General features: G+C 41.4%; 25 protein-coding genes, 5 tRNA genes, 1 other RNA gene, 1 pseudogene and 1 riboswitch. Of the genes and pseudogenes, 12 read left to right on the top strand and 20 right to left on the bottom strand.

Translation table 11 applies throughout. The features are described 5' to 3' along the window. Window positions 1-64: 64 nt before the first annotated feature. The 4 genes from AC4CVD_RS12795 to trhO all read right to left on the bottom strand — a co-directional run bounded on the left by AC4CVD_RS12795 (window position 65) and on the right by trhO (window position 2,640). Entirely contained in the window at window positions 65-478 is a 414-nt protein-coding gene (locus tag AC4CVD_RS12795; protein ID WP_333641536.1) for an ABZJ_00895 family protein, read from the bottom strand. Between the two features lie 22 nt (window positions 479-500). After that, window positions 501-1,115, bottom strand: coding sequence for a DedA family protein (locus tag AC4CVD_RS12790; RefSeq protein WP_490753521.1), 615 nt, complete (start codon window positions 1,113-1,115; stop codon window positions 501-503). Window positions 1,116-1,193: 78 nt separating this feature from the next. Continuing rightward, complete coding sequence (locus tag AC4CVD_RS12785; protein WP_004695491.1) at window positions 1,194-1,493, bottom strand: hypothetical protein; 300 nt, start codon at window positions 1,491-1,493, stop codon at window positions 1,194-1,196. 214 nt (window positions 1,494-1,707) lie between these two features. Next, window positions 1,708-2,640, bottom strand: a complete 933-nt coding sequence (trhO, locus tag AC4CVD_RS12780) for an oxygen-dependent tRNA uridine(34) hydroxylase TrhO (RefSeq protein ID WP_490753245.1) — start codon at window positions 2,638-2,640, stop codon at window positions 1,708-1,710. 180 nt (window positions 2,641-2,820) lie between these two features. Here trhO and AC4CVD_RS12775 point away from each other — a divergent pair, with 180 nt between their 5' ends. Together AC4CVD_RS12775 and AC4CVD_RS12770 are read left to right on the top strand one after the other, a co-directional pair. Next, window positions 2,821-3,306 (top strand): DUF1289 domain-containing protein, encoded by a 486-nt coding sequence (locus tag AC4CVD_RS12775; protein WP_490753244.1) that lies wholly within the window; start codon window positions 2,821-2,823, stop codon window positions 3,304-3,306. Window positions 3,307-3,388: 82 nt separating this feature from the next. Then, window positions 3,389-4,002, top strand: a pseudogene (locus AC4CVD_RS12770) (LysE family translocator). Between the two features lie 62 nt (window positions 4,003-4,064). Here AC4CVD_RS12770 and ribB read toward each other — a convergent pair. Continuing rightward, window positions 4,065-4,721: a 3,4-dihydroxy-2-butanone-4-phosphate synthase gene (gene ribB, locus AC4CVD_RS12765; protein ID WP_490753243.1), complete on the bottom strand. Its 657-nt coding sequence runs from the start codon at window positions 4,719-4,721 to the stop codon at window positions 4,065-4,067. Window positions 4,722-4,826: 105 nt separating this feature from the next. Then, window positions 4,827-4,989, bottom strand: a riboswitch (FMN riboswitch). A 249-nt stretch (window positions 4,990-5,238) separates the two neighbouring features. Here ribB and AC4CVD_RS12760 point away from each other — a divergent pair. Beyond that, the gene (locus AC4CVD_RS12760) at window positions 5,239-7,023 is read left to right on the top strand and encodes a DUF2157 domain-containing protein (RefSeq protein WP_490753242.1); all 1,785 of its coding nucleotides are present in this window, start codon (window positions 5,239-5,241) and stop codon (window positions 7,021-7,023) included. Then, window positions 7,020-7,622, top strand: coding sequence for a GDYXXLXY domain-containing protein (locus AC4CVD_RS12755; protein WP_490753241.1), 603 nt, complete (start codon window positions 7,020-7,022; stop codon window positions 7,620-7,622). Before AC4CVD_RS12760 ends, AC4CVD_RS12755 begins: the two co-directional genes overlap by 4 nt. 63 nt (window positions 7,623-7,685) lie before the next feature. Here the strand turns inward: AC4CVD_RS12755 and panD are convergent, their stop codons facing one another. The 11 genes from panD to AC4CVD_RS12700 form a co-directional block, all read right to left on the bottom strand. Beyond that, complete coding sequence (gene panD, locus AC4CVD_RS12750) at window positions 7,686-8,066, bottom strand: aspartate 1-decarboxylase (RefSeq protein ID WP_004695506.1); 381 nt, start codon at window positions 8,064-8,066, stop codon at window positions 7,686-7,688. 143 nt (window positions 8,067-8,209) lie between these two features. Continuing rightward, window positions 8,210-8,791: an aminoacyl-tRNA hydrolase gene (gene pth / locus AC4CVD_RS12745; RefSeq protein WP_004695508.1), complete on the bottom strand. Its 582-nt coding sequence runs from the start codon at window positions 8,789-8,791 to the stop codon at window positions 8,210-8,212. A gap of 18 nt (window positions 8,792-8,809) precedes the next feature. Beyond that, on the bottom strand, window positions 8,810-9,106 hold the full coding sequence (gene rplY / locus AC4CVD_RS12740) for a 50S ribosomal protein L25 (protein WP_078389139.1): 297 nt from the start codon (window positions 9,104-9,106) through the stop codon (window positions 8,810-8,812). A gap of 101 nt (window positions 9,107-9,207) precedes the next feature. Next, the gene (locus tag AC4CVD_RS12735; RefSeq protein WP_004695513.1) at window positions 9,208-10,161 is read right to left on the bottom strand and encodes a ribose-phosphate pyrophosphokinase; all 954 of its coding nucleotides are present in this window, start codon (window positions 10,159-10,161) and stop codon (window positions 9,208-9,210) included. A 36-nt stretch (window positions 10,162-10,197) separates the two neighbouring features. Beyond that, window positions 10,198-10,272, bottom strand: a tRNA-Gln gene (locus tag AC4CVD_RS12730). Window positions 10,273-10,362: 90 nt separating this feature from the next. After that, a tRNA-Gln gene (locus AC4CVD_RS12725) sits at window positions 10,363-10,437 on the bottom strand. Window positions 10,438-10,456: 19 nt separating this feature from the next. Further along, window positions 10,457-10,531 (bottom strand) — tRNA-Gln (locus tag AC4CVD_RS12720). 28 nt (window positions 10,532-10,559) lie between these two features. Continuing rightward, window positions 10,560-10,634: transfer RNA gene (locus tag AC4CVD_RS12715), tRNA-Gln, on the bottom strand. Window position 10,635: 1 nt separating this feature from the next. Further along, window positions 10,636-11,466, bottom strand: coding sequence for a 4-(cytidine 5'-diphospho)-2-C-methyl-D-erythritol kinase (ispE, locus tag AC4CVD_RS12710; RefSeq protein WP_490753240.1), 831 nt, complete (start codon window positions 11,464-11,466; stop codon window positions 10,636-10,638). Between the two features lie 11 nt (window positions 11,467-11,477). Then, window positions 11,478-12,059, bottom strand: a complete 582-nt coding sequence (gene lolB, locus AC4CVD_RS12705) for a lipoprotein insertase outer membrane protein LolB (RefSeq protein ID WP_004695517.1) — start codon at window positions 12,057-12,059, stop codon at window positions 11,478-11,480. Window positions 12,060-12,064: 5 nt separating this feature from the next. Beyond that, a complete protein-coding gene (locus tag AC4CVD_RS12700) occupies window positions 12,065-13,774 on the bottom strand; it encodes a tetratricopeptide repeat protein (protein WP_490753239.1) in 1,710 nt (569 codons plus the stop codon). A 77-nt stretch (window positions 13,775-13,851) separates the two neighbouring features. Between AC4CVD_RS12700 and hemA the strand changes: the two genes are divergently transcribed. Beyond that, window positions 13,852-15,135, top strand: coding sequence for a glutamyl-tRNA reductase (hemA, locus tag AC4CVD_RS12695; protein WP_490753238.1), 1,284 nt, complete (start codon window positions 13,852-13,854; stop codon window positions 15,133-15,135). Window positions 15,136-15,161: 26 nt separating this feature from the next. Here the strand turns inward: hemA and AC4CVD_RS12690 are convergent, their stop codons facing one another. Together AC4CVD_RS12690 and AC4CVD_RS12685 are read right to left on the bottom strand one after the other, a co-directional pair. Further along, a complete protein-coding gene (locus tag AC4CVD_RS12690) occupies window positions 15,162-17,057 on the bottom strand; it encodes a DNA primase (protein WP_419276338.1) in 1,896 nt (631 codons plus the stop codon). Window positions 17,058-17,250: 193 nt separating this feature from the next. Then, a complete protein-coding gene (locus tag AC4CVD_RS12685) occupies window positions 17,251-18,234 on the bottom strand; it encodes an outer membrane protein assembly factor BamD (RefSeq protein WP_490753237.1) in 984 nt (327 codons plus the stop codon). Window positions 18,235-18,305: 71 nt separating this feature from the next. Between AC4CVD_RS12685 and rluD the strand changes: the two genes are divergently transcribed. From rluD to AC4CVD_RS12670, 3 genes are all read left to right on the top strand, one after another. Further along, window positions 18,306-19,358: a 23S rRNA pseudouridine(1911/1915/1917) synthase RluD gene (rluD, locus tag AC4CVD_RS12680; protein ID WP_087012731.1), complete on the top strand. Its 1,053-nt coding sequence runs from the start codon at window positions 18,306-18,308 to the stop codon at window positions 19,356-19,358. Between the two features lie 30 nt (window positions 19,359-19,388). Continuing rightward, window positions 19,389-20,129 carry a peptidoglycan editing factor PgeF gene (gene pgeF / locus AC4CVD_RS12675; RefSeq protein WP_490753236.1) on the top strand — a complete coding sequence of 247 codons (741 nt, stop codon included), beginning with the start codon at window positions 19,389-19,391 and terminating at the stop codon, window positions 20,127-20,129. A gap of 106 nt (window positions 20,130-20,235) precedes the next feature. Continuing rightward, entirely contained in the window at window positions 20,236-20,802 is a 567-nt protein-coding gene (locus AC4CVD_RS12670; RefSeq protein WP_490753235.1) for a flavodoxin family protein, read from the top strand. 41 nt (window positions 20,803-20,843) lie between these two features. Here AC4CVD_RS12670 and smpB read toward each other — a convergent pair whose 3' ends face one another. Next, on the bottom strand, window positions 20,844-21,320 hold the full coding sequence (gene smpB, locus AC4CVD_RS12665; RefSeq protein WP_004695532.1) for an SsrA-binding protein SmpB: 477 nt from the start codon (window positions 21,318-21,320) through the stop codon (window positions 20,844-20,846). 141 nt (window positions 21,321-21,461) lie between these two features. Here smpB and coaD point away from each other — a divergent pair, with 141 nt between their 5' ends. The 4 genes from coaD (at window position 21,462) to AC4CVD_RS12645 (ending at window position 22,772) form a co-directional block, all read left to right on the top strand. Next, window positions 21,462-21,953 (top strand): pantetheine-phosphate adenylyltransferase, encoded by a 492-nt coding sequence (coaD, locus tag AC4CVD_RS12660; RefSeq protein WP_004695534.1) that lies wholly within the window; start codon window positions 21,462-21,464, stop codon window positions 21,951-21,953. Window position 21,954: 1 nt separating this feature from the next. Further along, window positions 21,955-22,218 carry a YfhL family 4Fe-4S dicluster ferredoxin gene (locus AC4CVD_RS12655; RefSeq protein ID WP_183174784.1) on the top strand — a complete coding sequence of 88 codons (264 nt, stop codon included), beginning with the start codon at window positions 21,955-21,957 and terminating at the stop codon, window positions 22,216-22,218. 26 nt (window positions 22,219-22,244) lie between these two features. Then, an RNA gene (rnpB, locus tag AC4CVD_RS12650) (RNase P RNA component class A) lies at window positions 22,245-22,622 on the top strand. A 73-nt stretch (window positions 22,623-22,695) separates the two neighbouring features. After that, window positions 22,696-22,772: transfer RNA gene (locus AC4CVD_RS12645), tRNA-Met, on the top strand. A 52-nt stretch (window positions 22,773-22,824) separates the two neighbouring features. On the opposite strand, the gene AC4CVD_RS12640 is transcribed toward AC4CVD_RS12645, so the two are convergent. Next, window positions 22,825-23,817 (bottom strand): RDD family protein, encoded by a 993-nt coding sequence (locus tag AC4CVD_RS12640; RefSeq protein ID WP_490753234.1) that lies wholly within the window; start codon window positions 23,815-23,817, stop codon window positions 22,825-22,827. Between the last annotated feature and the right edge of the window lie 610 nt (window positions 23,818-24,427).

Here is a 24,427-nt window from a genome sequence, read left to right as displayed (position 1 = left end):
TCACGTGTGGCATTTGATCGTTATCTATCAAGCATAAAAAAACACCTCAAACGAGGTGCTTTTTTTATGGCAACTGTTTAAAACAATAGTCTGCGTACCAACCATAGGCAATATGAAAAATAGCGCCATGAATCGCGACCATACACAGCATAACGACAGCGGTGAGTCCAATGCCAGCATTATCGACGGATTTCATAATCGCTTCAGCATTGGGATTCATTAGTACTAAAAACAGTACAAAGAAACTACCGATGATAATTGCGACAGCACTTGAACCCCAAACCAGTTGAATTTTTTCATGATTGTTTGGAACACGGTGTTCTTTTTTCACAAAGTGTCCGACACTAATCAGTGCACAAGCCACTAATGTCGGAATTAAGGTTAAACCTCCAAGGTTTAGACCAAAGACCAGTACAGTGATTAACAGCACCAAAGCAATGCTATATACCGCCGCAAAATGCAGTAAATAGTGTTTCATGTATTTCCCCAAAATAAATAAATTAGCTGCGTGTTTTACGCAAATGCCTGCGATAAAAAAACCAAAGGATAATCACAGCGACAATGGCAATAATGACATAACCGACTTTGCTAAAAATTTGATGCATCAGTGCTTGGTTTTCACCAAAGTAATAGCCGACTGTTGCTAAAAATGTTGTCCAGATAATTGTACCGAGTCCACTATAAAACATGAACTTCCAAAAGGGCATACGGCTCATCCCCGCAGGGATACTAATCAGTGAACGCACTGCAGGAATCATGCGACCAAAAAATACAATACGGTGACCATACTGCTCAAACCAATCTAAGGATTTTTTCACATCGGCGGATTTGATAAATAGATATTTACCATAGCGGTCGACCCATCTGAAAATGTACTCTTGTTTAAATTGATAGCCGATCCAATACAGCACTGCCGCGGCAAAGAGTGAACCAATACATCCTGCAATAATCACCCCAACTAACACCAACTCACCTTGTGATGCGGCATAACCTGCAGAAGGCATAATAATTTCAGAAGGAATAGGCGGAAAAACATTATCAAGAAACATCAGTAAGGCTATTCCCCAATAACCCAGTTGTTCCATGACGGAGATGATCCATGCACTGAGGTTCATATAGACCATAAAAATAAATGCGATAAGTTATCTTAAGGACTTATCGCATGTGGGTAAAGAATTGAAATGTATTGTTTTCTATTCGTCGAAACGAGTGTGGGTCAGGGTGTGAATATAGACTTTACGTAAGCTATAGGCCAACGCAATCGGGATTAAACTGAGCAACGTATAATTTAAGAGATTTGAGCTTAAATGGTAACCAATGCCGAGCGCGATACTTGAACCAATCAACATGCCCAAAACCACAATAAACAAATGCGTGCGTTGTTCAAGCTTGCTTTTGATTTCGTTGAAGCTGGTATTGTGATATTGCTCGATACGGTTTGCTGCGGCATTGCGAATCAATGTGCGATGGCGGGGCATGATTATTTTATGCATGGCAATCATCCTATTTTCGTCGTTTAGGCATGTCATTTTTATTGTTATGTGGAGACCTACAGGACACCACTTTAGCTTATTATTTATACAGTATGACTCAGATTGAGTTCAATGTTGTGACAAAATTGTTAAATATTTTTAAAAAACGCGAACTGGATAAAAAAATAAGCCCTCAAATGAGGGCTTATTCTTGAACTAAATCATCTGAATGATTTTAAAGGCGTTTACGTTTAGCCGCAGCAATCTGCGACTGGCGCATACGGAAGCCTTCTTTTTGTTTTTCTGTGGTTTTGTCGATACAGTATTTGCATGACACACCATGTTCATAGCTAGCTTCTTCTGCTTCAGCAGGAAGAAGTGGCCAACCACAAGCATGACACTTAATGTTAAGGCCTTCTTCAACACCATGAGTGACCGCAGTACGACCATCAAAAACGAAACATTCGCCTTCCCACATGCTTTGTTCAGCAGGGGTTTCTTCTAAGTATTTTAAGATGCCGCCTTTTAAGTGATAAACCTCGTTGAAACCTTCTTGAAGAAGAAGGGAGGTTGATTTTTCACAACGGATACCACCTGTACAGAACATCGCAATTTTTTTATCTTTGTGCTGTTCAAGGTTTTGCTTAACGTACTCTGGAAATTCGCGGAAACTTTCTGTTTTAGGGTCAATAGCGCCCTTAAATGTTCCGGCTTTGTATTCATAGTCATTACGAGTATCGATCAAAATGACGTCATCACGAGCAATCAGGTCATTCCACTCTTTCGGATCAAGGTAGTGACCGACTAAATCACGTGGCTTTACTTCAACGCCTAAAGTCACGATCTCTTTTTTAAGTTTGATCTTCATTTTACGAAATGGTTTGTCTGCACTGTCAGACTCTTTGTATTCCATTTCTTTAAAACCTTCCTTCAGAAGGAATTGATGAATCATATCGATCGCGGCACGGTCGCCTGCAACCGTACCATTAATGCCTTCGCCCGCTACAATCAGAGTACCACATAGGTTGATGGTTTTTACCAAGTCTAAAAGACGTTGTTGCAGATCAGCAGGATCTTGAACTTCTTTGAATTGATAAAGTGCGGCAACAACCCAACCAGTCGTCGCTTGCTGTTCTACAGGTGCAAGCTGTTCTACAGTAGCGTTCATGGAGTACTCCAATGTATTTTGATAGATAATTTTAAGGCGCACATTTTACATGGAATTGAATCAAGATGCGAGATAAGTAAACATTTTAAATGGCTTCTCAAGTGGTAGGGGAGCGTGTATATTCAGTTGCCAAAGACAAAATCCGTTTTGTTTTGGTGCGTTTATTAACAGGAGTATGTTTTGAGTACAGATCGTCGAATTGCCTCTTTGACCCCATGTGCAGGGCGTTGTTCAACGGTATTTGGTGATTCTGTGTGTCGTGGTTGTCGTCGTTTTAATCATGAAGTGATTCAGTGGAATACCTACACTTCGGAGCAGCATCGTTCAGTTTGGCAACGCTTAGATGCACAACTAGATCAAATTTTAGTGCCAATGTTGCGTTTTGCTGATATCCAGCAGGTCGAAGCTTTTGTTTTATCTAAACGCGTTCGTTTACGTCCCGATGCATCAAAAGGGCGGAAGCTTTATCATGCGTTAAAAGTATGTGAAAAAAATAAGAACTTTACCGAAGAAAGTGGTTTAGGCATTCAAGCGCAGCAAGTGAAACCGATTTGGCAAGAGTTTGAGCGCCGTGTTCTTGCACTTGCTACAGCCAGTTATGATTTGGCTTTTTTGCGTGCTGACGCAATTCGGCAACATCTCATCCATATGGAAGAGGACGAATAAGTCCTCTTGGTTTGATATAGAAAAAGAATACTCCGCATACCTAAGCTATTTGCGAGAGTGACTGGGGAAAAGGGTTTTTTCGATGGTGAATGTATTTGAGCTGGTGTTGTACTGTACGGCTGTGGTGGTCATGATTGCAACACCTGGCCCAGTGATGTTGTTGGTTGCCAGTGCAGGTCTAAAAGGTGGGTATAAACAAGCCTTAAAAACCATTTTTGGGACGAATTTAGCCTCTTTGGTTCTTATTGTACTATCTGTGCTCATCTTAAAAGGATTTTTAAACATTGCAGAGCATTGGTTAAATGCGATTAAGATTTTAGGCTGCGTATATATTGCTTATCTTGGCTTTCAAATTTTAAAAGAAGCCATTGCACAAGAAACAGAAACATCACCTGTGCAACTAAAGGCGGTGCAGGGAGGCTTTAAGCAAGGTTTCTTGGTGGGTATTTCAAATCCGAAGGATATTTTTTCTTTGCTTCATTTTTCCCACAGTTCATTGGGGTAACCAGTGATGTCGATGTCAGCCTTGTACTATTGACCATTCTCTGGATTATTCTAGACTTCAGCACATTGTCTTTGGTTTATTTGGGTTTTAATAAATTATCGCAGTCCGCTTTGTACAATAAGTTGTTAGGCGTTTGTGGTGCGATATTGGTCACAATTGCGCTCTATGGTATTTATACTGTCTTTGTTTGATGCTGATGGTACTGCATCAAAAAGCCTCCAATATGGAGGCTTTTTAATCGGGAGCCTAAAAATTAGACTCCGTGTTTAATGCGATATTGCACCAATTCTTCAATGGTGATCACCGTCAACTGATGCGTTTGCGCATATGCCAACACTTGAATGCCAGAGGCCATAGTCCCATTGGCATTAGTCAGTTCACACAAGACACCTGCTGGCTTCAAGCCTGCTAAACGAGCTAAATCAATCGTTCCTTCGGTATGACCACGACGGGTGAGCACACCGCCTTGGCGTGCACGAAGAGGGAATACATGACCAGGGCGGTTTAAGTCGCTGGCAACAGCCCCATCTTTAATTGCTTTGACTGTGGTGGTACGATCTTGCGCAGACACACCTGTGGTCACGCCAGTTGCAGCTTCAATGGTCACCGTGAATGCAGTTTTAAACTGACTTGAGTTATCTGACACCATAGGCATAAGATCTAAGTGATCGGCCAGTTCATCGGTCAGACATAAACAGACAATGCCAGAACCATCACGAATCATGCGTGCCATCGTTTCGACAGTGAGAGTTTCGGCAGCCACAATGAGGTCGGCTTCGTTTTCACGGTCAAAGTCATCCATCACCAAAACAGGTTTACCTTGGCGGATATCTTCTAAAGCTTGTTGGATACGTTGTTCAGCTGGAGAAAGGGCTGAAAAGAAAATTTCGGGTTGAATCAAACTAGACATTGAAACGCTCGCGTAAAATTGAAGTACGGTTGAACATTTCAGGACTTTGAAAAATTGGCGTAGCAATAAATCCTCACAGGTTTGTACCTGAGATTCTATTGGTCACGTCGTCTTCTTTCATCCGGACTATACCGTCGGCTTTGGAATTGAACCAAATCTGCGAGCCAAATAGATGATTTCTGCTTGGCTGGCTCGTGGGCTGATTCAGTTTTAAAGATTCAACTGAACTTACCACCGGTGGGGAATTACACCCCGCCCTGAAGCGATGTAACTCTATTATAGTGCTAAATATTTAGAAAAACAGGGGGCGTTTTAGAATGATCAGTTTTATACATAGAACAATTTTTGCTATAGCTTTGCTAAAGATCAACAATCTCTTTGCATGATTTCACTTAGTATGGGGATAAAGTTTCAAAAATGAATGCCCAAGAAAAAGTGCATAATTTGAATCGGCAGAGCTTTTATAGGCTGAATACTTTTAAATAATGAAGATAAAAATAAGAGTGAGGAATTGGGATTGATCAAAATTCAACAATATGATTACCCTTGGAGTGCTGAATCCTTCATAAAGCATCTTCAAGTTTTTGGTTTTACCCTCATCGCGGTCAGTATGTTGTATTTGGTTGCTGCTAATTGGTTTATGTTGCCACAGAATATTCAGCTGGCTATTCCTCAGTTGTTATTATTCCTCAGCGCAGTTTGCAGCTTGTGGTTGACAAAACATGATTTTCTAGTGCAATGTTTACATAATATCTGTGGTTTGATGATTGGTTTAAGTCTGGCTGTGATTGGTCAAATTTATCAAACCGGTGCTGACAGCTATTTGTTATTTCTACTTTGGTCTGTGCTGCTTTTACCGTGGTTATATCGTCCGAATATCGGTGTGTTTTTCCTTCTATGTATTACCAGCCAATTGGCATTGTTTCTATTTTTTATCCAAACCTTTTGGGGAGATCAATATCCAGATCTTTTCTTAATCAGTATTCATGCATTTGCACTGATTCAATTCTATTTCTGCAATAAATATTATTCGAAACTCCGTTACTTATTCTTGCTGTGGTTTGCCATTCTCTCGATTTGGCATATGGCGATGTATCTTTATGTGGATAAAAGCATTCTTTATTTCATCGTGTCTTTTATCTTGTTGGGCATTTCACTGGCTTACTATTATCAAAATAAAGATCAGTTGTGTAGTGCACTTTCAGCCGTGGGCTTGGGCATTAGCTTTACCTTGATCATTGTGAAGGCGGTGACGGAGTGGTTTGGTCATAATGAAATTTTTGAATTATTTTTTATCGCACTGATTATTTTTGCGTGGTTTGCTTTCATCACTTACATGTTGATTAAATTTATTCCGCATAGTCGGTTCAATGCTATTCCCCTTGCTGTGGGGGCTTGGATTGCCGGCAGCGTCTTTGCAACGTTGATGCTGACCTTTTGGGGGAATTTCTCTTTGCTTATGGGTGTTGTCTTTGTGGCTTTGGCGGCTTATCTGTTAAAAGCCAAACAAAGTTTGTTTTTAAGACAATTTGCTTATTGTCTCTGGGTTGCAGGACAAATTGCGGTGATTTTTCACACCGTTGATTTAATGAATCAAATTCTTCCTATTCTATTGTTACAATTGGCGATGCTAGCACTTGTTTATTTCATGCGAACACATTGGTTCTTTGTCTTTATTCAAATTTTGGGTTTATATGCAGCAGGTGTGGCGTATATTTGGGATATTAATGCACATCTCAGTTGGCGTAATATTGTTGAAAATTTTGTTTATTTAGCACTTTGGAATTATGTTTTTTATCTGGGAATTTTGGCTATAAAATTCATACAGCCAATTGAATATCAACGCAGTATATTGCTTGCATCGCTTGGGATTATTCTATTTTCCATGGGCTTTTATACTTTATTTGGAAAATATGAATTAGCGAAAATTGAGCACATTCCTATATTGGCTTTTGGCTTACCGATTTTATGGTTTGTACTTTTTGTCTTTTTACATATTCAAAAGCAGTTTCATTTATTTGCGCATTTTATTTTGACTGCTTTTGCAGTAGGGCTGATTTTTTATGGTTATTTCGATATTTTTATTTGTTTGGCCATCATTTCATGGGCATTAAAAACACAAGATAAAGTGATCTATGGATTTGCGCTGGCAATTTTCGCTTTAATTTTAGGGTTTTTATATTATTCCCTTGACGTGACCTTTCTAATTAAAAGTTTAAGCATGTTCTTGTCAGGTCTGATGTTGCTCTTGCTGACATTGAGCTTGATGCTATTTAAGCAAAAAGAGGAGTTCGACATATGAAGAGAATGATTCCTCTTGCTTTGGCATTACTCAGCATCGCGGTATTTTTAGGCTTAATTTTTAAAAATGAATGGCACTTAAACAATAGTCAAACCATGTATGTGCGTTTGCAACCTGTAGACCCGCGTTCGATTATTCAGGGGGATTATATCGCGCTGAATTATCAACTTTATTTTGCGCCTCAGCATTTGAGTCCAGAAAGTACCAGCCAAGCCAACAGCAATCAAGAAGATCAGATTTTTTCAGGTCATTATTTTGATGAAGTGATTAAGAACAAATCTTCGGTGCTCACTTATGTTGAACTCGATTCACAGAGGCGCGTGATACATAGCTATTTTGAGTTGCCGAAAAATGTTCGTACAGCTCGACTGATTTTACAAAACCCGAATAATCGCTATAGCGGGCTTTATCCTGCGTCGAGAAGTTTTTTGTTTGCAGAAGGTTTAGCGGATTGTTATCAGCAGGCAGAATATGCTGAGTTTAAAGTCGATGAGCAGGGCAATGCGATACTCACGGCATTGAAAGGTGATCAGCTACAAGATTTAGGCTGCGAGAGCAAACGAGATTGGTTGAGCGGGTTTCGTGCTACTCAGAATTGATCCAATTGCATTATTCTGCTCATAAAAAAATCCGCACGCAGCGGATTTTTTAATCTATTGGGCTTAAGCCACTTGTACCGGAATACAGTTTGCCATGTGACTTACAGTATTGTCTGGATTTGCATAAACTAAACGTGGTTTATGTGCATTTGCTTCAGCTTCTGTAAAATCACCAAATGTCGCAATAATCATTAAATCGCCTACATCGGCCTGATGTGCTGCACCACCATTGACTGAAATGATGCCAGAACCTTCTTCACCACGAATTGCATAGGTACTGAAACGCTTACCATTAGTCACGTTCCACATGTGAATTTCTTCATATTCGCGGATACCGGCTAAATCCAATAAAAGACCATCGATTGCACATGAACCTTCATAATGAAGTTCAGCTTGAGTAACAACACAACGGTGGATTTTTGCTTTTAATAAACGAGATAGCATGGCTAGCGTCTCCTGAGTGGACCTAAGATCGTTATCTTATGGTTGAATCAATCTGAACTTGCTGGATAAGCAATCAGGCAAGCGCATTTTGCCTTTAAAATGACAGTATGGCAAGCAGCATGGTTCAACATTTTTTTGACTTATCAGTTTGGTTTGTAAGCATTGATTTGATTCATGGCAGGCTGAATCTCACCATTCACTAGCATTTTAGTGCGAGCCAATGCGTGATGGATTGCGTCATCCATTAAATTTTGTTCATTGCTTGGTGCTTTGCTTAAGACATGTCCTGAAACACGTTCTTTTGAACCGGGGTGACCAATACCAATGCGTAAGCGATGGAAGTTTGGACCGATATGAGGGACTATGTCACGTAAACCATTATGACCACCATGACCACCACCTGTTTTTAGGCGAATGACACCAGGGTTCATATCCAGTTCATCGTGAGCAATCAGTATTGCTTCTGGAGCAATATTGTAGAATTTTGCGAAGGGAACAACACTTTTACCAACAAGGTTCATAAAGGTTGTGGGTAATAGCAGACGGACGTCTTGACCTTCGATATTACCACGCCCACTCATTCCATTGAATTTTGGGTCTTTTTTAAGCGTAATGCCATATTGTTCTGCAAGGCGTTCAACAAACCAAAAGCCTGCATTATGGCGGGTTTGGGCATACTCAGAACCTGGGTTGCCCAAACCAACAATCAGTGAAATATTTGACACTAATTACACCAATAACACTTATGCGCGAACGAAGTCAGCGTGCATAGGCGTGTTTTTAGCTGGGTGACGTTGTAACGCTTTGATTTTAACGCTTTCAACTTTGTCGCCAACTTTGATTTCAACAACTTCTTCGAAGAAAGCGTTGTTTTCTAAAGCTTTAACAAGCTCACGAAGTTCTAAAGTAACAGCTACAGGTTCAGCAGTACCACCGTAGATGATAGCTGGAACTTGAGCAGCGTGACGAAGGCGGCGGCTCGCACCTTTCCCTTGGTTAGCTGCTTCACGCGCTTGAGCGTTTAATACGAAGTTTGCCATGATAGACATCCTTAATTTAAGTTTTAAATAAACTAGATCTGCGACCGACCTAGTGAGACAAAGCCCTGCACTGGGCAGGGCTTTTAAAATTCAGCGCTATATTATAGATAAGAATCAAACATTGCGCTAATAGATTCTTCGTTGTTAATACGACGAATTGTTTCAGCAACCATACTCGCAACTGAAACTTGGCGAATCTTACCAAGAGCTTGAGCTTCTTCAGAAAGAGGAATGGTGTCTGTAACAACCAATTCATCAATCACAGAGTTTTTCAAGTTTTCGATAGCTTTACCTGATAAAACAGGGTGAGTTGCATAAGCAACCACTTTGCGCGCACCAAATGTTTTCAATGCATCAGCAGCTTTACATAACGTACCTGCAGTATCCACCATGTCATCTACGATGACGCAGTCACGGCCTTTAACATCACCAATCAAGTGCATGACTTGTGATTCGTTTGCCTTCTGACGACGTTTGTCGATGATAGCAAGGTCAATATCGCCCATTTGCTTAGCAACAGCACGTGCACGAACGACACCGCCAACGTCAGGAGAAACCACCATGAGGTTATCATGTGACTGTTGACGAAGGTCAGCTAAAAGCGCTGGTGTACCGTAGATGTTGTCTACAGGGATATCGAAGAAACCTTGGATTTGGTCAGCGTGAAGGTCGATCATTACCACACGGTCAATTCCTACAGTTGTCAGCATATCTGCGACAACTTTTGCAGTAATTGGAACACGTGATGAACGAGGACGACGGTCTTGACGCGCATAACCGAAATAAGGAATCACTGCGGTAATACGACCAGCACTTGCACGACGCAAAGCATCAGCCATAACGAGGATTTCCATTAGGTTATCATTCGTTGGGGCACAAGTAGGTTGTACGATAAATACGTCTTTACCACGAACATTTTCAGTAATTTCGACAGCAATTTCACCGTCAGAAAATTGACCAATAGATGCAGCACCTAAAGGGATGTGCAAGTGGCTTACGACTTTTTGGGCGAATTGTGGATGTGCAGATCCACTAAAAACGACAAGATTGGGCATGAAGCACCCTTGGCGGTTGGCAATTTAGGAATTAGATGGCAGGGGTAGCTGGATTCGAACCAACGGATGCCGATATCAAAAACCGGTGCCTTACCACTTGGCGATACCCCTAATGCGGCAGAACTTTAATATTTTTGCGTCTTTCTGTCAAGGTAAATTAACAGTAGAACAGCAAAGTGTTGTTCTGTCTTTTTTGGAAAATGGCAGGGGTAGCTGGATTCGAACCAACGGATGCCGATATCAAAAACCGGTGCCTTACCACTTGGCGATACCCCTAAATTTGATTACTGTAAAATGGCAGGGGTAGCTGGATTCGAACCAACGGATGCCGATATCAAAAACCGGTGCCTTACCACTTGGCGATACCCCTAGTACAGTCATCTACAGGTGAAATAAAATGGCAGGGGTAGCTGGATTCGAACCAACGGATGCCGATATCAAAAACCGGTGCCTTACCACTTGGCGATACCCCTATCAGGTAACGTTGAAATGTCTTATTGGTGATTCATTCAAGCTGTTGACCAAGTAAGCTTTACATGGTGCATTTGCAAGAACATCATCAATGTTCATATCACTCGTTACTTCAGCAAAAACACAAGCACCTGTACCTGTAAGTTTTGCAACACCGAACTGGTCGAGATATTGCATCGCTTCATCTACCTCTGGATATAAACTTCTTGCCAAAGGCTCAAAATTATTTCCAAAATCAGATGGCTTTAACTGATAGGCGCAAAATTTAGAGCTCTTCGTGTTTCTTGTCAATGTTTTTTGTGAAAAAAGCAATTGAGTGCTGATAAAACAATCAGGTTTTAACATAATGTATTGTTTTTGATCTAAGTCTATGAATGTTAAGTGCTCACCTATGCCTTCAGCCCATGCATTGCGACCATGGATAAAGATGGGAACGTCTGCGCCTAACTGAACACCCAAGTCTGCTAGTTGCTCAGTATTTAGCCCGCATTGCCACAGTTGATTGACCACGATTAATGTCGTCGCGGCATCCGATGAACCACCACCTAAGCCTGCACCCATCGGAATATTTTTTTCAAGACGAATGGATAAACCGGTAGCTGTTTGTGCATACGGTTTAAGTATCTGCGTCGCTTTATAAATCAAATTTTGACTCAAATCGACACTGTTTAAGCCTTCAATATGAATCTCTTGATCTTTACGAAGCTCAAATTCCAACCAATCACACAGATCGATCAACTGGAAAATACTTTGCAGTTCGTGGTAGCCGTTTTCACGACGACCTGTAATGTGTAAAAACAAATTCAGCTTTGATGGGGCAGGGACACGGATCATAACGAGATCAACTAGCGGTTTTGAATGACCATTGTAATACGGTTTTCTGCACCATTTTCAAGTGCTTGTTTTAAAATCAACCGATTTGGCATATGGGCTTGCTCATTATAGCTCAGCTCAACGCTCCAACCATCTTCAATGATCTGTACCGCTCGTTTGGCACTGTCACGTTGGATTTGTGCTTGAACTGTTGCCGGTTTGGCTTGAACCCAATTGACTAAATGGGTGATGGGCGCCTGCCAACCAGTTGCTGTTTTTAAAAGTTCTTCAGGAGTTTCAGCTTGGATGAGGCCAGTTTTAGCACTATTCAGGCTAACTTCACCTGGACGACCGGTAATTTGCGTCTTACCAACGCCTAAAATTCCACTGAGCTCAATATCAAACTCTTGTTGCTGTTGTACCCATGTGAAAAAAGCACTGCCTGTCTGTTCAGGCGTACGCACCCCAATTTTACCTTGTAAGCTAAAGTGTTGATCAGATTCGGTTTGTATGGTGTTTGGATCAAGCTGTGGTTTGGTAAATTGTTGACAGCCTGTTAGTGCCAAGCTACTTGCAGCAAGTAAGCTTAAGCTCAGATTTGAGAAAATACGCATAAAAACTATGAGCTCTTTTTCAGTTGTTGGGGTAACAATAAAGTATTGAGTTGATCCAATTGAGGATCATTTGGGTGTTTTTGTTTGAGTTGTTGTAACACAGTGGAGAATTTTTGCAGATCACCGAGCATATAGACTGATCGTGCATAACGTACCCCAATATTGACACTACCACTGATGAGATAGGCTTTTTCTAAAACTTCGGCTGACGTGCTAAAGTCATTTTGTAAGTAACAAATAAAGCCTAAGGTATCTAAGATGGAGGCTTGTTCAGGGGCATATTCTAAAGCATGTTCAACAAATCTACGTGCATCATCTAAGCGTCTGTTTTGCAAGGCTAAAGTGTATGCATAAGCATTGAGGTAGGTTGGGCTATTGGGCTCAATACTTAACAGTTGGTTTAGCAACTTTTCAAGTTTGTCTTTATCCGTATGTGGATCCAACATTAGCACTTCAGAATAGATCAGTTCAGGATCATCCGGTAAGTTTTTAATTGCCTCATCTAACAGTCGCATGGCTGCGGCTTTATTATTCATGCGCTTTAAAATATCGGCTTGCGCCTGATACAAAAAGCTTGCATGTTGTGGATAGTTCACCCGTTCTTGGGTTAAAAAGCGCAAGGCATCATTGGGTTTGTTTTGCAGGGTATAGATACTGATGAGGCTACGACGCGATACGGTATACAAGCTACCATCGACCAGACGATAGTAGGCTTTGGCTGTTTCAAAATGCTGTTTTCGTTCAGCATTCACCGCGAGATAGTAATAAGCTTCATTTTGATATTCGGCCGAATTACGTAGTTCAACCAGATATTTTTCCGCTTTTTCGTACTTCTTTAAATCAATACTGGTTAATCCCGCAATAAACAAGGCTTCTTCTTGGTCAGGCCATTTTTTAATCAGGCTCTCAAGCTTGGTTAAGGCCTCATTCGACGCATTAATTTTAATCAGATATTTGGCTTCGGCTAAACGGATATCGACATTGTCGCGGTGTTTACGACTCGATTTCGCATACCAATTACGGGTTTCTTCCTCTTGACCGAGTGCGCTGAGTAAGTTGGCTTTCATCAGGATGTAGCCTGTGACTTTTCCGCGCTTTTTTAGGGCTTTGTTAATGGTGGTCAGGGCTTGTTCAAGCTGCTCATTTTGCGCTTCTAAACCTGCAATCAGAGCTAAAATAGAGGGGTTGTTGCGCTCTTTACTTGAACGCAGGGTTTGAATTAAGACTTCTTGATCTTCAGGTTCTTCTGGGGCAATTCCTGCAAAAATTTGTTCCAAATCGGCATTTGCGTCGATATTGAGAATTTTGTCTAATGTTTCAGCAGCAAGCTCATATTCATGCGCTTTCAGTGCAATGTGGGATAGATAGAATAATGCAGGAACGTCAGTGGGTTCTTGCACCACCCAATGCGTCGCAATGTCGAGTGCGGCACGTAAGTCATTTTGTTCAAGGGCAATATTTAAAGCGCGTTGTTTAATGGTGGTGGAATTACTTTTAATCGCAAGGACCGTATAATTATGCAATGCCGTTGCATTATCTTGGTAGGCTAGTGCAAATTCGGCAATCATACTTTGTTGAATTGCATCATAATTAGATAGCGAAAATTCTCCAGCTGCTCTAAGATGAGCACTAGATGCCATGCTACCGACGAGTAAGAATGTGGTAGAATATTGCTTAATTCTCGCGCCGCTCAGTCGGCAATGTGTTTGACGCAATTTTTCTTGATCCAAGTATGCTTTTTATGACACCGTTATTGCACAATAGCATAAATTTAGCGAAATGATGATCTGATATGTCTTTCTTTGCATTGGGTGTCAACCATCAAACCGCCTCCGTAGAGTTGCGTGAACAAATTGCATTTAACCCTGAAAAGTTAACGCAACTGCTTGAGCAACAAGGCCAAAACCATGACTTAAATGAAATGGTGGTGGTGTCTACGTGTAACAGAACAGAAGTGTATGCTATGTCTGAAAACTCAGATATGGTATTGAACTGGCTCGCCCAAGCAAATGGCATAGATGTTAAACAATTGTTGAATCATGTATACCGTTATGAAAATGCGCAGGCTGTGACTCACTTGATGCGTGTTGCAAGCGGTTTAGATTCACTCATGCTTGGTGAACCGCAAATTTTGGGGCAGGTTAAATCTGCACTATCTCTAGCGAAGACTGCTCATACTGTTTCTCCTCATTTAAACCGAATTTTTGAATATGCCTTCTATGCGGCGAAACGCGTCCGCTCTGAAACGGCTGTGGGTAGTCATGCTGTATCGATGGGCTACGCGGTGGCTCAGCTGGCATTACAAGTGTTTAGTAAGCCTGAAAAGTTGACGGTCATGGTGGTGGCTGCGGGCGAAATGAATAGCTTAGTGGCGAAGCATTTGGCTGAAATGGGAGTCGCAAAAATCCTCATTTGTAACCGTACACGTGAACGGGCTGAAACTTTGGCTCAAGAAATAGCTCATCGTGTAGATGTTGAAATCATTGAATTTGATCAGTTGGCCAATAACTTAGCGCGTGCAGATGTCATTTCCAGTTGTACCGGTAGTTTACATCAAGTGATTCATTATCCAGATGTCAAAGCTGCTTTAAAAAAGCGTCGTTATCAACAAATGTTGATGGTGGATTTGGCTGTTCCGCGTGATATCGATCCGAAAGTGGAAAGTTTGGATGGCGTCTATTTATATGGCGTAGATGATTTGCAGTCGGTGATTGATGAAAACCTTGCTCAACGTCGTCAGGCGGCGGTTGAAGCAGAGGTGATGGTCAACCAATTAGCAACGGAGTTGGTGACCCAGCAGAAGGTTAATCTCGCAGGTGAAACCATTCATGCTTACCGTCAGCAAGGTGAACAGTTAAGACAAGAAGAATTAGATCTAGCGCTGGCACGGATTGCGAAAGGAGAACAGGCGGAACGGGTGATGCAAGAGTTTGCATATCGTTTGACGCAGAAGTTGCTACATCCGACCTCGATTATGCTGCGTGAAGCAGCCAAATCAGAAGATCCGAGTCATTTTGAACAAATGCAAACATGTTTAAATGATACTTTTGACAAACGTCGTAAAACTAAAAAGTAAATCCAAATACAAAAAATGTAATAGGTTTAAGTAATCAGTCTTAAGCCTATTTTTTTGGTCAGTTCATTCAGCTTTTGACGTAAATTACGTGATTCAAGCAGGCTTAAAGGCGCTTTTAGTTTTTGGCGCAAATATTTTTCTTCAAGCGAGAGAGCATATTCACTGGCCAGTTTGTCGGCCATTTCAGGTGTTTTTGTCAGAACTTCAATATTGGTGCGCTGCATAATATCGGCTATTGCGTTGGCATAACGGCTACATGCACCCAAAACATAATAGGTTGCCAGTTCTTGGTCATCAGGTAAATCATCAAAGATGCCATCTAAGACTTGTAGCACATGCGCTAAAAGTTCATCTTCAGGTAAATAGGCGCGTAGAGTTTCAAAGTGAATATACAAAAACGGATGATGGATCAGAACAGCGAGCGCGAAGTCTTCGTCTTTGGTACGAATATTAAAAGACAACGAGGCATCGTTGCTGACTTGAGGTGTCCAGCGACGACCAAAACCGAGTTTTTCTTTGAAGGATTGATTTAGCAAATAACGGAAAGAGCCTGTTTTGGGCAATAAGTCCGTCAGTTGACGTAACTCACTCATGACCTGACTTTTACCTTCAGGGCTACTAATGTCATGGTTCTGCGTCAGATGTGCAAAAACAAAGTCTGACAGCAGTGGAGCCTGTTGGAGCAGTTTATTAAAGTTTTCAATACCTTCGCGACGAATCAGTGAGTCAGGGTCATGATCATTTGGTAAAACAAAAAACTTCAGCTCGCGACCATCATTGAGCAACGGTAATGCAATTTCTAAAGTACGGCGAGCCGCTTTTTGTCCAGCTACGTCACCATCGAAGGCAATGGTAATACGGTTGTTTTGTTTAAACAGAATATTTAAGTGTTCGGTGTTACTGGCAGTTCCTAAGGTCGCCACAGCACCTGCAATCCCATACTGCTGTAGCGCAATCACATCCATATAGCCTTCGACCATCAGCCAGTCTTGGGCTTTTTGTTTACGGCCTTCATATAAACCATAAAGTAATTGGTTTTTATGAAATACTTCAGAGTCTGGTGAGTTGATGTATTTGGGCTTAATTTCGTCATTTAGAGCACGACCACCGAAGCCCACGACACGACCTTTGGCATCACGAATCGGAAATATGACGCGATCCCGTAACAAGTCAAAGTCACGACCATTGTCACTGGTACGAATCAGTCCGAGTAGCTTTAAGCCTTCGATATCTTGCGGGAAGGCTTTTTCTAAGTGTTGCCAGTCCTCAGGTGCATAACCTAAACGCCAATATGCAATGGTATCTCGGCTGAGACCACGCTGTTTAAAGTACTGCTGAGCAGAGCGACTATGCGGTAGTTGTTGCTCATAGTATTGCGCAATATTTTCTAACAGGTCGTATAAGTTGCCTTCTTGAACGGGGGCAGTGTTGAAGCCCTCGAAAGTATCAAAATCAGCGTAACCTTCTTGGTAGTCCATGGACTGAAATTCAGCAAAAGGATCATGCTCAATCTGAAACTCAGGTTGTGCTGGAGCTGGCTCAGTTTTCTTGGCTTCAGTGGCATCGACCTGTGGTTTTTGGACAGGTTTAGCTTCGCGCTTATACACCAGTTTTTTCGAGTCACGGTTGTCTTTTGGAAGTTCGATGCCTGTTTGACTCGACAAATCCTTCATCACATCAATAAAGCTACGACTGTCGATGTCCATTAAAAAGCGAATGGCATTCCCATTGGCCTGACAACCAAAACAGTGAAAATATTGTTTGTCACGATACACGTGAAAAGATGGTGATTTTTCTTGATGGAACGGACAACAGCCTGAATAGGTGCGACCTGACTTTTTAAGTTTCACACGTTGACCAATCAGGTCGACAATGTCGGTCCGATCTAAAATTTGGTCAATGGTGTGTTGAGGAATAGCCATGTCGAATCGTCAGTCGCTGATGTTTTGAAAACCGTGAAAATAAGCAGAGATGTAAGTTTTAAAATGCAAAAACCCATCGGATCTAGATTGTTTTGTATACCGTTTAGGCGTTTTGATCAAGCGGAAATCGCACAAAACAAAAGGGCAAGTATGATAACTTGCCCTTTCTAAAATAGCGAATATTTCAGAGGAATTATTCGGTTTCAGTATTGATGTTTTGCTGTGTATCAGGGCGATCGAGTAAACCGAAACTGATACGGTTGGTAAAGCTGCGCTCTGTTGTTTGTTTCGGCTGTTCGATTTTTTCTTCAGAACTGTTTTGTTCTTCACGACCAAACACACCTAAAGTCGCACGGTTGACCCAACTTGCTTCTTTACGGGCAGCACGTAAGTTCACTTCACCATTCGATTTCACTAAATTTGGATAATTTAGTTTCAAGACATCGGTATATTGTTGCGCAGTTTGCTTGTCGCCCAATTGGTTATACGAATAAGCAACAGTTGCTAAAGCTTCAGGCACTTGAGGGCTTTGTGGATAATGTTCAATCACCCATTGCGCACGCTCTAGTGCTGCGACCCATGCTTTACGTTTGATATTAAAACGTGCTGCATTCATTTCGCTTTCAGCCAACTCATTGCTGATAAACTTCATGCGTTGTGCGGCATCTACAGCATAAGTGCTTGAAGGGTAACGACGAATAAAGTCTACGAAGTTTTGATATGCCACTTTAAGATAGCTCACATCGCGATGTGCTTGCTTTAAAGAAGTATAACGAATCAAACCATCATAGTTTTGTTCCATATTGGCTACGCCACGTACATAGTAGGCATAGTCCACATTTGGATGCTGAGGGTTCAAACGAATGAAACGATCAGCCAGTGCAATCGCACCTTCATAATCTTTCTGCTGAAATTTCACATAGAGCAGCTCAAGTTGAGCTTGTTGTGCATATTCACCTGTAGGGTAATAGGTATCTAATGCTTCTAAGTGTTTTGCAGCGTCGGTATATTGACCACTTTGCAGTGCTTTTTCTGCTTTTTGAATATAAACCTGTTCACTCGATTGTGGACCGGTATCTACCACTTCTTTCTTGGGATTGCTGCTACAGCCTACCATTGCAGATGCAATGCCAATCGTTAGAGCAAGCATTGTCATTTTATAATGTGGTAGCGACATAAAAATTCCTCTGTTAATACGGGCAATGAGCTACAATTGCGCTATTAAATCACTTTTATTTGAATGATCAAATGGCTCAAGCACAATCTTCCGATCCAAATTTCCCTGAAACCGATTTCAATTTACTTGAAGATTCTGAGGATGCAGATAACCATACTTCAAGCTCTACTGCAACACGTTTATCGTTGCAATTTCAATTGGATGAAACTTATCTCGGACAGCGTATAGACCAAGTCGCAGCAACAATTTGGAGCGACTTTTCGCGTGAAAAACTCAAACAGTGGCTAAAAGAAGGCCATTTGTTGGTAAATGGTAACAGTGTCAAACCGAAATATAAATGCGAAGGATTTGAACTGTTAACCCTTGAAGTTGAGTTAGAAGCCCAAACTCGTAGTCTGCCTGAAGATATTCCGTTGGATATCGTCTATGAAGATGACGATATTATTGTCGTTAATAAACCTGTTGGGATGGTGGTTCACCCAGGTGCAGGCAATTCATCGGGTACGTTGGTAAATGCATTATTGCATCACTATCCAAAATCGGCAGAACTGACTCGTGCGGGTTTGGTGCATCGTATTGATAAAGATACGTCAGGCTTATTGGTCGTTGCGAAAAATTTAGAAGCGCAATTTTCACTCAGCAAGCAATTGGCGAAAAAAACGGTTTACCGTGTTTATGACCTGATTGTGTATGGCAATGTGATTGCTGGTGGCACGGTGGATGAACCGATTAAACGTCACCCTGTAGATCGTGTCAAAATGGCGGTATTACCAGGTGGTAAAGACGCTGTAACACACTACAACGTGAAAGAACGCTTCCAACATTTCACCCGTATTCAAGCTCGTCTTGAAACTGGACGTACGCATCAGATTCGTGTGCATTTTAGTTATATTGGTTTTGGTTTAGTTGGCGATCCTGTGTATATGCCACGTGTACGTGTGCCCGCAGGCGCAACAGAACTTCTAGATGAGACCTTGCGCAGTTTTAGACGTCAAGCCTTGCATGCAGCAGAGCTAGGTTTGAAACACCCACGTACAGGTGAAGAAATGTTGTTTAAAGCGCCGTGGCCAGCAGACTTGGCGACCTTGGTCGATGTACTACGTACGGAAAACAAAGCCTACTAAGTTATAGCTGAATCATCATAAGGACAGTATATGCAATTTGTTCAAGGACTTCCGGCAGGTGTTTTTGTGGGGCAAACCCGTGTGCATCATGATCGTGCTTTAAAAACCATTCAATCTGAACTACAAGGCTTTAATTTGGCTTTGCATGTACAGGATGATGCTGCACGTGTGCAACAGCATCGCATGATCTTGCTCGAAGAGTTTGCAGGCTATGGGGTCGATAAAATCACGTGGATGACGCAAACCCATAGCACCATTTGCCGTGTAGTGAATGAGCAAATTGACTTTGATGCTCAAGAAGGGGATGGTTTGGTGACACAGCGCCCGAAGCATGCCCTGATGATGATGACAGCCGATTGTTTGCCCGTGGTTTTAGGCAATGCGGATGGAACTGAAGTAGCCAATTTGCATGCAGGTTGGCGCGGGCTGGCGCATGGCATTATTGAAAATACCATTGCCAGTATGAACACTCAGCCGACATGGGCTTGGTTGGGCGCAGCTATTAGCCAACCTTGTTTTGAAATTGGGGCGGAAGTAAAAGAAGCCTTTTGTTCAAAGTATGCTGAGCTTGAGTCCGCTTTTCAAACAGGTGCGCAAGCTGGAAAGTATTATGCTGACTTATATGCGATCGCAAAATTCATTCTAAAACAGCACGGGGTTGAAGTGGTTTTTGGCGGTGATCAGTGTTCCTTTAGCCAGTCGAATGAGTACTTTTCTTATCGACGCCATGCCAAAACTGGGCGTATGGCGACCTTTGTGTTTATGCAATAGTTTGGGTTTCTGATCAAGTGCTTGGCTGTTTTAATCCTTGTACTTACTCCCCCTCAGTGATTGGAAGTGTTAAACTTAACTCAATTCTTTGGTCTTAAAAGTCTCCATGTCTGTACCTGATCTTGTTTCTGCTGCACCTGTTCATGTGTGTGTGGTTTATCATAGCGCCTATGGTCATACGGCGAAAGTCGCTCAGTATATTGCACAAGGTGCAGAGCAGGCGGGTGCTGATGTGCATTTAATTTCTGTTGCTGCAGTGCAGTGGGACTTCTTAGATCAGGCCGATATTATTGTGATGGGTTGCCCAACGTATATGGGCAGTCTTACAGCAGCGCTTAAGCAGTTTATGGAAGATTCCTCTAAGCGTTGGTTAGCACGGGCTTGGCAAGGAAAACTGGCTGCAGGCTTTACCAATGGTGGGGGCTTAAGTGGCGATAAACTGGCGGTATTACAACAGATTAATTTATTTGCTATGCAGCATGGTATGTTGTGGGCTGGTTTACCGTTTATGCCGACGGGACGTAGCCAACACGATATTAATCGGATGTCGAGCTTTTTAGGTTTGATGACTCAGTCAGACAACGCCAGTATTGAAATAACCCCACCCGAAGGTGACTTGGAAACTGCTCGAAAGTTCGGAAAATATTTGGTCGAGCTAAAAGCTGACTATTAACAGTTCTGATAATAAAAAACCTCCACATGGGAGGTTTTTTATTATTTATGCATAATACGGGCTTTATCACGTTGCCAGTCACGGTCTTTTTCCGTGGCACGTTTGTCATGTAGCTGTTTGCCTTTCACTAAAGCGATTTCTAATTTCGCACGTGGTCCTTTCCAATAAGCAACAAGTGGAACACACGAATAACCTTTTTGATTCACTGCGCCGAGTAACTTATCCAGTTCACGACGGTTCAACAGTAACTTACGGGTACGAGTCGCTTCAGGAACAATGTGCGTAGATGCACTGAGTAAAGGCTGAATTTGAGCACCGAACAGGAAAGCTTCACCATTTTTAAAGGTGATATAACTCTCAGACAGCGTCATACGACCTGCACGTAATGATTTCACTTCCCAGCCTTGCAGTGACAGGCCAGCTTCAAATTTTTCTTCAATAAAATAGTCGTGACGTGCACGTTTATTCTGTGCAATCGTCCCGCTGGTATTTTTTTTAACTACAGTTGCTTTCGCCATAATCAATTACTTCCAACAATGTACCTATTGTGCCTTAAAGCAGGGTTAAGGTGAAGTTTTTTCAAATTTATGGAGTTTCTTCACCTATAAAACAAGTTTTTGCTAAAATATGGCTCTACAAAATCAACAGAGTAAAAATGGATGTCTAAAACTCGCGTCATTTACCCGGGGACTTTTGATCCAATTACCAATGGTCATATTGATTTGGTCACACGTGCATCACGTATGTTTGATGAAGTGGTGGTGGCCATTGCCATTGGCCATCATAAAAACCCTCTCTTTAGTTTAGAAGAGCGTGTGAGCTTGGCCAAAGCATCATTAAGCCATCTTGATAATGTTGAGTTTGTAGGTTTTGATGGTTTGTTGGTGAATTTCTTCCGTGAACAAAAAGCAACAGCTGTACTGCGAGGATTGCGTGCAGTGTCTGACTTTGAGTACGAGTTCCAGTTAGCCAACATGAACCGTCAACTTGATTCACACTTTGAGGCGGTATTTTTAACGCCGTCAGAACAGTATTCATTTATTTCATCGACGTTGATTCGTGAAATAGCACGTTTAAAAGGTGATGTGACCAAGTTTGTACCGCAAGCTGTAGTCGCTGCTTTTGAACGTAAACATCAACAAGGTTGGTAGCGTGTCTTTATATATAACCGATGAATGCATCAATTGTGATGTTTGTGAACCTGTGTGTCCCAATGAAGCCATTTTCATGGGGGAATTGATTTATGAAATCAATCCAAACTTATGCACAGAGTGTATCGGACATTATGATAAACCCCAGTGTCAATTGTTTTGTCCAGTGGACTGTATTCCGCTTGATCCCAATCATGCGGAAACTGAGGATGAGCTCATGGATAAATATAAAAAGCTGATTGCTCAAAAAAGCGCAAGCAATTAAGTCTAAGATTTGATACTATGCGCCTCGAAGTGAGCCAGACGATCGCTGCTGTGGAGATCTCCGTGATTGAAGCAGGGGAGGAAAGTCCGGGCTTCATAGGGCAAGGTGCCAGGTAACGCCTGGGCGGCGTGAGCCGACGGAAAGTGCAGCAGAGAGTAGACCGCCTTCATTATGGTTTCGAGCAATCGAAATCGGAGGTAAGGGTGAAAGGGTGCGGTAAGAGCGCACCGCATGGCTGGTAACAGTTCATGGCATGGTAAACCCCACCGGAAGCAAGACCAAATAGGGATCCTTTAGGCATGGCCCATGCTGGATCCGGGTAGGTCGCTTGAGCGTATGAGTGATTGTACGCCTAGAGGAATGATCGTTCTCGACAGAACCCGGCTTATCGGCTCACTTCAACAAATTTTGATCAATTAAGCGCGCAAGGTACTTGACGTACTGGTGAGAAAACCACATAATGCGCGCACAGTTTACGGCTATGTAGCTCAGTTGGTTAGAGCACCGCACTCATAATGCGGGGGTCACAAGTTCAAGTCTCGTCATAGCCACCATTTTTATAGACCACGTTCCAAAACGTGGTCTTTTTTTGTCCTTATTTTGGGCTTAATACCCACCTCCAATTTGCGTTTGTTGTTGTGAAGAAACTTCCTGAGCAGTAATTTTCTGCTGATCATCTGTTTCAATTAAATAGGTGGAAGAACGTTTTTTTGAAATTAACCCAAATTGATAGCGAGCGGTGAGTTGAACATAATTTTCTAGATATTTTGCACGGTGACGTGGTTCTAATTTGAAAATATATTGTGCAAATTCTTCAGCATAACTTGGATTATTGAGTAAATTAGGATCGGTAATCGTGGCTAAATAATAATGTTGAGTTGGATTTATACCTTCCTCATTTTTAGGAAGGATGAGATAACCATAATCAAATTGGCTTAATTCCTTAAATTTTAGATTTTGTAAAGAAATAGGAATATAGTCTTGGTCATTTGTAATACTGTTCCAAACTTGTAACCCTGAAAAAATGAAAACTAAAATAGTCGCGATGTAAAAATGTACATTCCATGTTGTAGAAATAGTCTTAGGTTCAACCCCATTTTTTATGACAATTGTGTGTGCTAGATAGTCGTGAATAGAGCGGCGATTTTTTCGGTTAAAAATATATAAATAAAGTATAGAAATCAGTAAGCTACCTAAGAGTATCGTAAAGATGCTATTCAATACTGGGTGAAAAAGTAGCGTAAAAGACATTAAGCAGAAAGGGGCATATAAAATTGCCGATCGTAGAAATGAGGCGGATAGGCTGAGATACTGCTGATCTAGTTTGACGACTTTAATGGATTGAAGAATTTTGCCGATTGTTTGTCCATTATTGTTAACGCTATTGCAATAAGTAAAATATAGAACAACGAAAAGATAACCAATTAATGTTATGAGTATAGGGTATTCATAAGGAAATTTACCTAATAGGCTAGAGATAATGTTACAGAAAGCACCGATGAGCAAAGCATCAATGATAAATGCGAAGCTTCTACGCCAAAAGCCTGCAATATAAGGTTGTGTATCAGGTGATACATCATTTTCAATTGTATTATCCAAAATAATGACTCATGCTGTTATAAAATTATTGGTTTTGATGTTAAAAGTAATCAGTAATTAAAAAGTTTTAATCACTTTATTAAATAGTGAGCTGTTTTACAGAATTGTAGAGATGAAATCAATAATTCGAAGAGATTCTTTTTATTTATATTAAGTTGATACTTCTGCAATTTTAATCCTTGGCCGCTGTTTTTTTGGTCTGCATATAGGCAGTACATTGTTCTGCAAAAATTTATTTTTTTAGCCTGTAATTTTATTCTTTGTTCAGTTTAGTTGCGCATAGCATTTAGCATTGCAATTTCAAGTTGCTTATATGGTGATCTTTTTGAACATGATATAAGCGTTGTCAGGTCTTGCTGAGCTATGCCATGTATCGTTTTTTTGTTACATGTTCTATAAGTGTTGATTGATGATTCATTTGGCAACATCCATGTAAGCGTGATTATAATTGACCAAGGCTGGACTCACGAGCTGGCATGCACTTAGTGCTGTTAAGAGTGTAGTAATAAGCAAGGATTTGATCTGCTTAAGGATAGTTTCCTTTATATATTTAGCTATTGTGCCCGATGTTTTTTTACTAAATATGTATTAATTTTAAACATTTAATTAT

It is taken from the genome of Acinetobacter sp. LipI_23 (genome assembly GCF_058243045.1).
The sequence above is the reverse complement of the archived record's forward strand: the minus strand, read 5'-3'. Positions and strand labels throughout refer to the sequence as shown.